The organism is Rhizobium sp. BK289 (genome assembly GCF_014193575.1).
Taxonomy (GTDB): domain Bacteria; phylum Pseudomonadota; class Alphaproteobacteria; order Rhizobiales; family Rhizobiaceae; genus Rhizobium; species Rhizobium tropici_C.
The window spans coordinates 35,419-47,775 of record NZ_JACHZO010000017.1 but is presented as its reverse complement, the minus strand read 5'-3'; the positions used below and the strand labels follow the sequence as shown (position 1 = coordinate 47,775).

Here is a 12,357-nt window from a genome sequence, read left to right as displayed (position 1 = left end):
ACGGAACCGCTCTATATCTTCGTGATCTCACAATTCCGGATGGAAAACCACGCAGCACTGTTCCTGGAATTGCTTCAACGGGCGATCAGACCTCGACCACCTTGCCTTCGCTTAGGGTGACGCGGCGATCCATGCGAGCGGCGAGTTCGTGATTATGGGTGGCGATCAAGGCAGCAAGACCCGACTGGCGCACCAGCGCCTCCAGAGCATCGAAGACGTAATGCGCGGTCGCCGGATCGAGGTTGCCGGTGGGTTCATCCGCCAGCAGCACCAGCGGCGCGTTGGCGACGGCGCGGGCGATCGCGACGCGCTGCTGCTCGCCACCGGACAGCTCCGCCGGGCGGTGATCGGCGCGATGGCCGATGCGCATATAGTCGAGAAGCTGGGCGGCCCGCTCGCTCGCATCCTTGCGCGAGAGGCCGGAAATGAGCTGCGGCATCATGATGTTCTCGAGCGCTGAGAACTCGGGCAACAGATGATGGAACTGATAGACGAAGCCGATCTCGCTGCGGCGCACCGCCGTGCGCCTATCGTCGGACAAGGCCTCGCAGGCCTGGCCATTGACGACCACCTCGCCGCCATCGGGATGCTCCAGCAGACCAGCCACGTGCAGCAGCGTCGACTTGCCCGTTCCTGAAGGCGCCACCAGCGCGACGATCTCACCGCTGCGCAAGGCGAAATCTGCCCCCTTCAGGATCGACAGGCGCGTCTCACCCTGCCCGTAATGACGCTCCACGCCCGAAAGCTGGAGAACGACGTTGCGTTTCATCAAATGCGAATTCCTTATTCGTAGCGCAACGCCTGCACCGGATCGAGCCGCGAGGCACGCCAGGCCGGAAAGATCGTAGCAAGGAAGGAAAGCGTGAGAGCCATCACCACAACCGAGACGGTCTCACCGAGATTCATCTGAGCCGGCAATTTGCTGAGGAAATAGACTTCCGGATTGAAGATCACGGTACCCGAAATCCAGGAGAAAAACTGACGGATGGACTCGATATTCAGGCAGACCACAACGCCGAGGATCACACCCGCAAGCGTGCCGACGACGCCGATGGCCGCGCCTGTCATGAAAAAGATACGCATGATGGCGCCCGATGTCGCACCCATGGTGCGCAGGATGGCAATATCGCTGCCTTTGTCCTTCACCAGCATGATCAGGCCGGAGATGATATTCAGGGCTGCGACAAGGACGATCAGCGTCAGGATCATGAACATGGTATTGCGCTCGACCTGCAGGGCCGAGAAGAAAGTGGCATTGACCTGCCGCCAGTCCGTCAGGAAGATCTGTCGCCCGGCGGCTTCTTCGATCTTCGGCCGCAGCTCATCGACATCGTCGGGATTGGTGATGAAGAGCTCGATCTTTTCGACGATGCCTTCGGCGTTGAAGAAGACCTGCGCCTCCTCCAGCGGCATGAAAACGACCGAAGAATCATATTCCGACATGCCGACCTCGAAGATACCCGAGATCGTGTATGCCTTGACGCGCGGATTGACGCCGAAGGGCGTGACATCGCCGTCCGGCGCCGTGAGCGTGATCTGATCACCGACCGTCAGCCCCAGTTGCCGCGCGAGGCGGCTGCCGACCAGAACACCCTGCCCGGACGCGAAGCCGACCATATCGCCAGAGACAACGTGATCGGAAACCGACTTGAGTTTCGTCAGGTCTTCCGAGCGGATGCCGCGCACCAGCGCGCCGGTGCCCGAGCCACCGCGTCCCGAGGCGAGTGTCTCACCCTCCACGAGCGGCAAGGCCATGGTGACGCCGGGTACGGCGGAAAACTTCTTTGCCAGCTCGGCATAATCATTCAGCGGCGAATCGATGGGCTGTACCACCACATGGCCGTTGAAGCCGAGAATCTGCTTGAAGAGTTCGGCGCGGAAACCGTTCATGACCGCCATGACGATGATCAGCGCCGCGACGCCGAGCATGATGCCGACCAGAGAGAAGCCGGCAATGACCGAAATCGAAGCTTCCTTGCGCCGGGAGCGAAGATAGCGCCAGGCAACGAGCCGTTCGAAACCGGAGAACGGGCGAGACGATGGGCCGGCCTTGAACGAATTTTCCTGCTGTTCCACTGCCGCGCTCACCGCCATTCGCCTTCCATCCTATTTAATCGTCAATCAGCCGGCCAGCCGCTTGATTGCCGCATCGACCGTCATCGTCTCGCGAGCGCCGGTCTTGCGGTCCTTCACTTCCACTTCGCCGCCCGCGATCGAACGCGGCCCGACGATGATCTGCACGGGCACGCCGATCAGATCGGCCGTCGCGAACTTCGTTCCGGCACGCTCGTCGCGATCGTCATAGAGCACGTCCCTGCCGGCCTTCGACAGCGCGGCATAGACGGTTTCGCAGGCGTCATCACAAGCCTGATCGCCGGCCTTCATGTTGATCACCACGACATCGAACGGCGCGACCGATTCCGGCCAGATGATTCCGTTCTCGTCATGCGATGCTTCGATGATGGCGGGAACAAGGCGTGTCGGTCCAATACCGTAAGATCCCATGTGGACAGCATGTTCCTTGCCGTCCGGACCCTGGACTTTCGCACCCATCGGCTCGGAATATTTCGTGCCGAAATAGAAGATGTGGCCGACCTCGATACCACGCGCCGACAGGCGATCGCCTTCCGGAATGGCGTTGAAGGCGGCTTCGTCATGCATTTCCGAGGTAGCGGCGTAGACCGAAGTCCATTTATCGAAGATGCTCTTCAGGCTGGCGGCATCATCGAAATTCGTGTCTTCGCCCGGAATGTCGAAATTGACGAAATCCTTGTGGCAAAAAACTTCCGACTCGCCGGTATCAGCAAGAATGATGAATTCGTGGCTGAGATTGCCGCCGATCGGGCCGGTATCGGCACGCATCGGAATTGCTCTCAGGCCAAGACGATTGAAGGTGCGCAGATAGGCGGCGAACATCTTGTTATAAGATTGCACTGCGCCTTCCTGCGTCAGATCGAAGGAATAGGCATCTTTCATCATGAATTCGCGCGAGCGCATCGTGCCGAAACGCGGACGAATCTCATCACGGAACTTCAGCTGGATATGATACAGGTTCAGCGGCAAGTCCTTGTAAGACTTGATATAGGACCGGAAGATGTCGGTGATCATCTCCTCGTTGGTCGGGCCGTAGAGCATCGGACGGTCCTGCCGGTCCCTGATGCGCAGCATTTCCTTGCCGTAAGCGTCGTAGCGGCCGCTTTCCTGCCAGAGCTCGGCCGACTGCAGCGTCGGCATCGACAGCTCGATGGCACCGGAACGGTTCTGCTCCTCGCGGATGATCTTGTTGACTTTGTCGAGCACGCGCTTGCCCAATGGCAGCCAGGAATAGATGCCCTGCGACTGCTGGCGGATCATACCGGTGCGCAGCATGAGCCGATGGGAAACAATTTCAGCCTCCTTGGGGTTTTCCTTCAGGATGGGCATGAAGTAACGAGACAGACGCATGACGCTTGTTCCAGATGGTTTGACGTTCCGCTCGCGGCGGAATCGTTAGTAAATTATGTACTGGAGGCAGTTCATAACTGCTTCGGCGTTGGAAGGAAACCCGCATTCTGCAATAGAAGAATTTGGCAAATGCCCGGAAATACAGGCGATACGGCCTATTTCCGATGTTTCGAAAAAGCGCACGTTTATAAGGATTTACGACGAAAATCTGTCAACAGAAAAATTCTGCGCCACTGTAGCAAAAAAGCAAAAAAAAGGATGACAAAGCTCAATCTTTGAGCTAATTTTAGCTCACAAAAGAGGCAGGAAGGCTAAATTCTTGTCGTTTCGCGGTCAAGTCTTGGGAGGATCAGATCTTAGGCGCGCTCGTTCGCTGCCCCGGTAACGGATAAGGATCACGCGATACTTTAAAACAAGGCTTATAGCCTTGTTTTTTTTTGCTTTCTCAGCCTGATCTTCCGCCGATCAGCCGCTCTCGCGAGAAAGCCCACTTTCAGCCCTTCAGCCAAGATACGACAAACGCACCGGGAATTCTCTGCGCCAGCCACATGACAGGCGTGTGACGAATTGATGGCGATTGCAGGGCATGCGACTTGCAGGGCATGCGACTTGGGCCTGCTTTACTCTACTATTTCTATAGATCACTGATAGCTTGGAACGATCTTAGGAATGGAATCTATACTCAATCCGAAGTAATGCGACGCGACATACCAGGCGCCGTAAATAAGAGCAGACACCAGCGTCGTGACGAGAACCACCCGCCAGGCCCGAAACTTCGTCGGGGCGCTTTCGACGGTGCCGAGGACCACATGCTCGTCCTCGGCCTGCGTGCGCAGACCAAACGGCAGGACGGCAAAGAGCGTAATCCACCAGATAACGAAATAAACGGCGAAACTGGCAATGATCTGCTGGGCCATTATGCTCCCTTCGAGACGTGTTTACCCGTCTCCTCCTCTTCCAAACTGCTTATAGGGACAAAGCGGCCGTCTTTCAAAGTGCCGATCAGCGCACTCAAAGCAGATTCAGATTTTAGGCCAGTTCCGCCCAAAATCATCCGGCTCCGATGTCACACCTGCTCAAGCTCGATGAGCGTGCCGAAGAAATCCTTCGGATGCAGGAAGAGTACAGGCTTGCCATGCGCGCCGATCTTCGGCTCGCCATCGCCAAGCACGCGTGCACCCCTGGAAACCAGCTGATCGCGTGCCGCAAGGATATCCGCGACTTCGTAACAGATATGGTGCATGCCGCCATCCGGGTTCCTGGCGAGGAAGGAAGCGATGGGCGAAGCTTCGCCCAGCGGTTCGAGCAGTTCGACCTTGCTGTTCGGCAGCTCGACGAAAACGACGGTTACGCCGTGCTCCGGCAAGGATTGCGGCGCGGATACAGTTGCGCCGAGCGTCTCGCGATAGGCTCGGGAAGCCACGGCGATATCGGGAACGGCGATCGCGATGTGATTGATGCGTCCCAACATGACCCTCTCCTCCCGATCAGACCTCAGCCGCCGGTGCGCGTGATGAATACGGTCACGACCGGCTTCTTGCCCCAGCCTTGGTTGGCGGCGGCGCGCACTGCTCGGCGAGTGGCCTCCTGCAGCATGTCCAGATCCTTCCGACGCGCGCGCGGAATGCTCTCGATAGCACTAACGATGGCGTCGAAGAGCGTATCCTCCATCTCCTCGCCTTCATCATCATAGGCCGGCAGGCCGATCGGCACGACATCGGGATCGCCGACGATATCATAGCGCGCATCGAGAACGACGTTGACGGCGACGTGGCCGACATAGGAGAGCTTCTTGCGCTCGCCGATGCCCATCTCGTCAAAATCGCCGATCAATATGCCATCTTTGAAGATGCGCCCATGCGGCGCTTCGCCGATCACCTCGACCGGACCGGGCGCAAGACGCACGACATCGCCGTTGCGCACCCGCGGTACGGTGGCAATGCCGCTCTGTTCGGCCAATTCCTTATGCGCGGTCAGATGGGTCGCCTCGCCATGTACGGGGATGAGGACCTTCGGACGCGTCCACTCATACATCTTCTGCAATTCGTTGCGCCGGGGATGGCCGGAGACGTGCACCAACGCCTCGGCATCCGTCACCACATGCACGCCCTGTTCGATCAGGCCGTTCTTGATGTCCTGAATCGCCTTCTCATTTCCGGGAATGGCGCGCGAGGAAAAGACGACGATATCGCCTGATGCCAATGCGACGTTGCGCATTTCGTCACGCGAAAGTTTCGCCAGCGCGGCTCGGGATTCGCCCTGGCTGCCGGTCAGGATCACCACGACCTTGTCGCGCGGGATATAGCCATATTCGTCTTCGGCGATGAAGGGCTTGATGCCTTCCATGATGCCGATATCGCGGGCGACGTCGACGACGCGCTTCAGCGAGCTGCCGAGCAGCAGCACTTCGCGGCCGGCGGCTTCGGCAGCCTCGGCAATGGTGCGGATGCGGCCGACATTCGACGAGAAGGTGGTGATCGCTACCCTGCCCTCTGCATCCTCGATGATCTTGCGGAGGCTTTCCGAGACGTCCTTCTCCGAAGGCGAAACACCATCGCGCAAGGCATTGGTGGAATCGCACATCAGCGCCAGCACGCCCTCATCGCCGAGTTGGCGGAAGCGGGTCTCGTCGGTCAGCGGCCCGAGCGACGGCTCGTGATCGATCTTCCAGTCTCCGGTATGCACGACATTGCCGAGCGGTGTGCGGATCATCAGCGACATCGGCTCGGGGATCGAGTGGTTGACGGCCACGCCTTCGATCTCGAAGGGGCCAACATTGATGCGATCGCCGGCCCTGAACAGCGTCACCGGGATCTCGCCCATCGACTTCTCATAATCGCGCTTGGCCTCAAGAAGACCGGCGGTAAAGGCAGAGGCATAGATCGGAACATTCAGGCCCGGCCAAAGATCGTTCAGTGCGCCGTAATGATCCTCGTGCGCGTGGGTGATGATGATGCCCTTGAGGTTCTTGCGTTCCTTGGCGAGGAAACGGATATCCGGCAGGACGAGATCGACACCAGGCAGATCCGGCCCCGGGAACGTCACGCCGCAATCGACCATGATCCATTGACGCTGCTCCGCCGGACCATAGCCGTAGAGGGCGAGATTCATCCCGATCTCGCCGACGCCGCCGAGGGGCAGAAACACCAGTTCGTCTTGCTTCGCCATCTGATCCCCAACCATCATCTAAAAAAAACGTCGCCCGCGGCGATCGGCATGATCCTGCCGTCCTCGGTCTCGAGCAGCAACAAGCCATTATCATCGATTCCGGAGAAATGGCCCGAAATCGAGCGATCCGGTAAGTTCACCGTGATGTTTTCCCCTATGCCGCATGCGACTTCGCGCCAGCGCGCTGTGATCTCGCGAACGCCCTTGCCGCGATTCCAAACATCAAGCGCTTCGGACATGGCACCATAAAGATGAGCAAACAGCTCATCCGGCGACACCATCGAGCCCTGCTGCCTGAGGCAGGTGACGGGATACATCGGATTGTCAGGCATGACGGCAATATTAATGCCGATGCCGATGACGAGCGCATAGCGGCCGTCGGGCAAGGCCTCGCCTTCGATCAGGATACCGCAGGTTTTCTTGCGGCCGATCAATATGTCATTGGGCCACTTGATCTCTGCAGGTTCTGCGGCCAGCGGCAGCACGCTACGAACAGCCTGATGTACAGCAACCGCGACTGCAAGCGGCAGGGAACCGAGGCGGTCCATCGGAGCGGGATCGATCAGAAGAAGAGAGGCGTAGAGATTGCCGGCTTCCGACACCCAAGGGCGACCGCGGCGACCGCGTCCACCCGTCTGGCGCTCGGCGGTCACCCAAAGGTTCCCGGGATCGCCGGCACGTGCACGCTCGAGGCACACGCTATTCGTGGACGACGTCTCTTGAAGGGCATCGTGCCGGAAGTCGGCGAGCGACTTCCGGCTATTCATGTCAGACGCCATCAAAACAGCGTCGCGGCAGCGAGATCGGCAGCACCGCCGATTGCGCCACCGAAGAAGACATAGGTGATGACGAACAGGCCGGAAAGACCGAAGACGAGGCGCAGCGAACCGGCCGTGCGTGTGAATTCGTCCTTGGCTTCATCGAACCACATTACCTTGATGACGCGCAGATAGTAGTAAGCGCCGACGACCGAGGCCAGAACGCCGATGATGGCGAGCGCATAGAGATGCGCCTGGATAGCCGCGACGAAGACGAAGTACTTTCCGAAGAAGCCTGCGAGCGGCGGAATGCCGGCCAGCGAGAACATCAGCGCCGTCAACACGACCGCCATGAAGGGATTGGTCGTAGAAAGGCCGGCGAGATCGTCGATGTTTTCAACCTGGCGGCCATCCTTGCGGCGCATCGCCATGATGATGGCAAAGGAGCCGAGCGTCATGACCATGTAGATGACCATGTAGAGCATGACGCCGGAGACGCCGGTCTTGGTGCCGGCGGCGAGGCCGACGAGCGCATAGCCCATGTGACCGATCGACGAATAGGCCATCAGTCGCTTGAAATTACGCTGACCGATCGCGGCGAAGGAGCCGAGCAGCATCGAGGCGATCGAGATGAACACGATGATCTGCTGCCAGTCGGCAAGCACCGGATGGAAAGCGGTGACGACGATGCGGGTCAGGATCGCCATGGCGGCAACCTTCGGCGCGGCCGCGAAGAAAGCGGTAACCGGCGTCGGCGCACCTTCATAAACGTCGGGCGTCCACATGTGGAACGGCACGGCGGAGATCTTGAAGGCGAGGCCGGCAAGCACGAAGACCAGACCGAAGACGAGGCCGAGCGAATGGGTCTCGGCGCTGAGTGCAGTCGCGATCGCATCGAAGGTCGTGTGACCGGTGAAGCCGTAAACCAGCGACATGCCGTAAAGCAGCATGCCCGACGACAGCGCACCGAGAACGAAGTACTTCAGGCCGGCTTCGGTCGACTTGACACTGTCGCGGTTGATGGCGGCGACGACGTAGAGGGCCAGCGACTGCAGTTCCAGCGACAGGTAGAGCGAGATCAGGTCGTGCGCCGAGATCATCAGCAGGATGCCGAGGGTCGCGAGCACAAGCAGAACCGGGAACTCGAAGCGATCGAGCTGCTGCTCGCGCGCCTGCCCCATGCTGAGGAACATGGCGACGATCGAGCCGACCAGCGCGACGATCTTCATGAAGCGGGAGAAGCCATCGGCGAGATAGGCGCCGCCATAGGCAAGCCCCTCGCCCGGCACGAAGATGATCCAGAGACCGGCCACCGCGAGAAGCGCGATGGCAAGACCGGTGACCGTGGGTCCCGACCGCTCGCCCGAGAAGACGCCGATCATGAGCAGCACAAGCGCACCGACCGCGAGGATGAGCTCCGGAATGGAAAGATGCAGGCTTGCAAGAATTGTGTCAGCAGTCATGTCGAATAAGTCCCGTCATCAATTCATCGACAGCGCAACATTCTGCGCAGCGTGCAGGGCAGCGGTATAATTGTTCACCAGCAGATCCACCGAAGCGGCCGTGGCATCGAAGATCGGAGCCGGATAGACGCCGAAGAGGATCGTGAGCGCGATCAGCGGATAGAGGATCAGCTGTTCACGCGGTGACAGATCCAGAAGCTTCTTCAGGTTTTCCTTCTCCAGCGCACCGAAAATGACGCGGCGGTAGAGCCAGAGCGCGTAAGCCGCCGACAGGATCACGCCGGTCGCGGCAAAGAGCGCAACCCAGGTGTTGGCGCGGAAGACGCCGATCAGGGTCAGGAATTCGCCGATAAAGCCGGACGTGCCAGGCAGACCGACATTGGCCATGGTGAAGACCATCATGGCGACGGCATATTTCGGCATGTTGTTGACCAGGCCGCCATAGGCCACGATCTCGCGGGTGTGGGTGCGATCATAGATCACGCCGACGCAGAGGAAGAGCGCGCCCGAGACGATGCCGTGCGACAGCATCTGGAAGATCGCACCCTGAACGCCCTGCTGGTTGGCCGCGAAGATACCCATGGTCACGTAACCCATGTGGGCGACCGACGAATAGGCGATCAGCTTCTTGATGTCGTCCTGCATCATCGCGACCAGCGAGGTGTAGATGATGGCGATGACCGAGAGCGCGAAGACGAGCGGCGCGAAATATTCCGAAGCGTTCGGGAACATGCCGAGCGAGAAGCGGATGAGACCATAGCCGCCAAGCTTCAGGAGAACGCCTGCCAGGATGACCGAGCCTGCCGTCGGCGCCTGCACGTGCGCGTCAGGGAGCCAGGTGTGGACCGGCCACATCGGCATCTTTACCGCGAAGGAGGCGAAGAAGGCGAGCCATAGCCAGGTCTGCAGCTGCGGCGGGAACTTGTAAGCAAGCAGCGTCGGGATATCGGTCGTACCGGCCTGCCAATACATCGCCATGATGGCGAGCAGCATCAGCACGGAGCCGAGCAGCGTGTAGAGGAAGAACTTGTAGCTGGCATAGACACGATCCTTGCCGCCCCAGACACCGATGATCAGGAACATCGGGATGAGGCCGGCTTCGAAGAAGACGTAGAACAGCACGATATCGAGCGACACGAACACGCCGACCATCATCGTCTCGAGGACGAGGAAGGCGATCATGTAATCCTTCAGCCGCTTTTCGACCGACAGCCAGCTCGCGAGTACGCAGAAGGGCATCAGGAAGGTCGACAGGATGACGAACAGCATGGAGATGCCGTCGACGCCCATATGATAGCTGATGCCGCCGGTCAGCCACTCATGCTTTTCGATCAGCTGGAAGCCCGGATTGGCATTGTCGAACCAGATCCAGACGAACAGCGACACGATGAAGGTGACGATGGTCGTCGCCAGCGAGATGTTCAGGACATTCCGGCGGCCGTTGGCCCCGTTCTCCTGCGTGAACAGCAGGAGAAGGACGCCGACCAGCGGCAGAAACGTGACCGTTGAAAGAATAGGCCAATCGGTCATCAGAGGGAACTCCCGAGCATCATCCAGGTAACGAGGGCGGCAATGCCGAGCAGCATCGCGAAGGCATAGTGATAGAGGTAGCCGGTCTGCAGGCGCACGACGCGGTTGGTGACATCGACGACGCGGGCGGCAATGCCGTTCGGGCCGATGGTGTCGATGACCCCGATGTCGCCCTTCTTCCAAAGGAAGCGGCCAAGCGCCTTGGCGGAGCGGACGAAGAGGAAGTCATAGATCTCGTCGAAGTACCACTTGTTCAAGAGGAACTCGTAGAGCACGCGCTGCTGCTGGGCGAGACGGCGCGGCGTTTCCGGCGACTGGATATAGAAATACCAGGCGGTGACGAGGCCGAGCAGCATGGCGATGAACGGGCTGAGCTCAACCCACAGAGGCGCATGTTCCATCTCTTCGAGGATCTTGTTGTCCGGGAGCGTGAACAGCGCATGCTTCCAGAATTCCTCGTAGGCGTGACCGACGAAATCGGCATTGAAATACATGCCGGCGGCAACAGCGCCGATCGCCAGCAGGTAGAGCGGGATCAACATGACGTTCGGCGATTCATGTACATGGTGCATGACCTCGTGCGACGCGCGGGGCTTGCCGAAGAAGGTCATGAAGATCAGGCGCCACGAATAGAAGCTGGTGAACATCGCGGCGATGACGAGCAGCGTGAAGGCGAAGCCGGCGGCTGCATTGTGCGAGGCGAAAGCCGCCAGGATGATCGCGTCCTTCGAAATGAAGCCGGCAAAGCCGATGTGGGTCAGCGGGATGCCGACGCCGGTGATTGCCAAGGTGCCGATGATCATCATCCAGAAGGTCTTCTGGATATGCGGGCGCAGTCCGCCCATATGACGCATGTCCTGCTCGCCGTCGACGGCGTGGATGACCGAGCCGGCACAGAGGAAGAGCAGCGCCTTGAAGAAGGCGTGGGTGAACAGATGGAAGATCGCAGCACCATAAGCGCCGACGCCGAGGGCGACGAACATGTAGCCGAGCTGCGAACAGGTCGAGTAGGCGATGACGCGCTTGATGTCGTTCTGCACGAGGCCGACGGTTGCGGCGAAGAAGGCCGTGATCGCGCCGATGATGGTAACGACGGTCAGCGCATCCTGCGACAGTTCGAAGATCGGCGACATGCGGGCGACGAGGAAGACGCCGGCGGTGACCATGGTTGCGGCATGGATGAGCGCCGAAACCGGCGTCGGGCCTTCCATGGCGTCCGGCAGCCAGGTGTGCAGCAGGAACTGCGCCGATTTACCCATCGCGCCCATGAAGAGCAGCAGGCAGACGGCCGTCAGAGCATGGCCGCGATCGAGATGCATGCCGAGGAAATTGAGCACGATATCGCCCGGCTGACCGCCCTGCCCTGCGGCAAAGCTCTGTGCGTTGCCGAAGATGACATCGAAATTGATCGAGCCGAAGAGAACGAAGACGCCGGCAATGCCGAGTACGAAACCGAAGTCGCCGACGCGGTTGACGATGAAGGCCTTGATCGCCGCTGCGGAGGCCGACGGCTTCTTGAACCAGAACCCGATCAGCAGGTAGGAGGCGAGACCGACGCCTTCCCAGCCGAAGAACATCTGGGCGAGGTTGTCGGAGGTCACCAGCATCAGCATGGCGAAGGTGAAGAGCGAGAGATAGGCGAAGAAGCGCGGACGATGCGGATCATGATGCATGTATCCAATCGAATAGACGTGAACCAGGGTCGAGACCGAATTCACGACGATCAGCATCACCGAGGTCAGCGTGTCGACGCGCAGCGCCCAGGAAACGTCGATGCCGCCGGACTGGATCCAGCGCAGCACTTCAACCTTGATCGGGCCATCCGTATGGCCGAGCGCCACCGTGAAGAAGACGATCCACGAGAGGACGGCCGCGATGATCATCAGGCCGGTGGTAACATATTCCGAAGCCTTGGCGCCGATCGCACGGCCGAAAAGGCCGGCGATAACAGCGCCAATCAGGGGAAGAAAGACGATAGCCTTATATAAGAACAT

The 12,357-nt window shown here is 59.6% G+C and carries 10 protein-coding genes; all 10 read right to left on the bottom strand.

All coding sequences use genetic code 11. From position 1 onward, the window contains the following. Positions 1-85: 85 nt before the first annotated feature. Positions 86-769 carry an ABC transporter ATP-binding protein gene (locus FHT84_RS26135; RefSeq protein ID WP_112344220.1) on the bottom strand — a complete coding sequence of 228 codons (684 nt, stop codon included), beginning with the start codon at positions 767-769 and terminating at the stop codon, positions 86-88. Positions 770-783: 14 nt separating this feature from the next. Continuing rightward, positions 784-2,094 (bottom strand): lipoprotein-releasing ABC transporter permease subunit, encoded by a 1,311-nt coding sequence (locus tag FHT84_RS26130; RefSeq protein WP_113250589.1) that lies wholly within the window; start codon positions 2,092-2,094, stop codon positions 784-786. A 27-nt stretch (positions 2,095-2,121) separates the two neighbouring features. Continuing rightward, complete coding sequence (proS, locus tag FHT84_RS26125; RefSeq protein ID WP_113250590.1) at positions 2,122-3,444, bottom strand: proline--tRNA ligase; 1,323 nt, start codon at positions 3,442-3,444, stop codon at positions 2,122-2,124. A 641-nt stretch (positions 3,445-4,085) separates the two neighbouring features. Continuing rightward, positions 4,086-4,361 carry a DUF1467 family protein gene (locus tag FHT84_RS26120; RefSeq protein ID WP_112344217.1) on the bottom strand — a complete coding sequence of 92 codons (276 nt, stop codon included), beginning with the start codon at positions 4,359-4,361 and terminating at the stop codon, positions 4,086-4,088. A 149-nt stretch (positions 4,362-4,510) separates the two neighbouring features. Then, positions 4,511-4,915 (bottom strand): methylmalonyl-CoA epimerase, encoded by a 405-nt coding sequence (gene mce / locus FHT84_RS26115; RefSeq protein WP_183764941.1) that lies wholly within the window; start codon positions 4,913-4,915, stop codon positions 4,511-4,513. 23 nt (positions 4,916-4,938) lie between these two features. Next, complete coding sequence (locus FHT84_RS26110) at positions 4,939-6,612, bottom strand: ribonuclease J (protein WP_183764939.1); 1,674 nt, start codon at positions 6,610-6,612, stop codon at positions 4,939-4,941. Positions 6,613-6,626: 14 nt separating this feature from the next. Then, complete coding sequence (locus FHT84_RS26105; protein WP_113250592.1) at positions 6,627-7,391, bottom strand: biotin--[acetyl-CoA-carboxylase] ligase; 765 nt, start codon at positions 7,389-7,391, stop codon at positions 6,627-6,629. Continuing rightward, the gene (nuoN, locus tag FHT84_RS26100) at positions 7,391-8,833 is read right to left on the bottom strand and encodes an NADH-quinone oxidoreductase subunit NuoN (RefSeq protein ID WP_113250593.1); all 1,443 of its coding nucleotides are present in this window, start codon (positions 8,831-8,833) and stop codon (positions 7,391-7,393) included. The genes FHT84_RS26105 and nuoN overlap by 1 nt, the downstream gene beginning before the upstream one ends. An 18-nt stretch (positions 8,834-8,851) precedes the next feature. Beyond that, the gene (locus tag FHT84_RS26095; RefSeq protein ID WP_112344213.1) at positions 8,852-10,363 is read right to left on the bottom strand and encodes an NADH-quinone oxidoreductase subunit M; all 1,512 of its coding nucleotides are present in this window, start codon (positions 10,361-10,363) and stop codon (positions 8,852-8,854) included. Then, the gene (gene nuoL, locus FHT84_RS26090; RefSeq protein ID WP_112344212.1) at positions 10,363-12,357 is read right to left on the bottom strand and encodes an NADH-quinone oxidoreductase subunit L; all 1,995 of its coding nucleotides are present in this window, start codon (positions 12,355-12,357) and stop codon (positions 10,363-10,365) included. Before nuoL ends, FHT84_RS26095 begins: the two co-directional genes overlap by 1 nt.

Bases quoted from the DNA above. Each gene is read 5' to 3' on its own strand.
- mce (WP_183764941.1), bottom strand. From the start codon at position 4,915: ATGTTGGGACGCATCAATCACATCGCGATCGCCGTTCCCGATATCGCC.
- FHT84_RS26105 (WP_113250592.1), bottom strand. From the start codon at position 7,391: ATGGCGTCTGACATGAATAGCCGGAAGTCGCTCGCCGACTTCCGGCAC.
- proS (WP_113250590.1), bottom strand. From the start codon at position 3,444: ATGCGTCTGTCTCGTTACTTCATGCCCATCCTGAAGGAAAACCCCAAG.
- FHT84_RS26120 (WP_112344217.1), bottom strand. From the start codon at position 4,361: ATGGCCCAGCAGATCATTGCCAGTTTCGCCGTTTATTTCGTTATCTGG.
- FHT84_RS26135 (WP_112344220.1), bottom strand. From the start codon at position 769: ATGAAACGCAACGTCGTTCTCCAGCTTTCGGGCGTGGAGCGTCATTAC.
- FHT84_RS26110 (WP_183764939.1), bottom strand. From the start codon at position 6,612: ATGGCGAAGCAAGACGAACTGGTGTTTCTGCCCCTCGGCGGCGTCGGC.
- FHT84_RS26095 (WP_112344213.1), bottom strand. From the start codon at position 10,363: ATGACCGATTGGCCTATTCTTTCAACGGTCACGTTTCTGCCGCTGGTC.
- FHT84_RS26130 (WP_113250589.1), bottom strand. From the start codon at position 2,094: ATGGCGGTGAGCGCGGCAGTGGAACAGCAGGAAAATTCGTTCAAGGCC.
- nuoN (WP_113250593.1), bottom strand. From the start codon at position 8,833: ATGACTGCTGACACAATTCTTGCAAGCCTGCATCTTTCCATTCCGGAG.
- nuoL (WP_112344212.1), bottom strand. From the start codon at position 12,357: ATGTTCTTATATAAGGCTATCGTCTTTCTTCCCCTGATTGGCGCTGTT.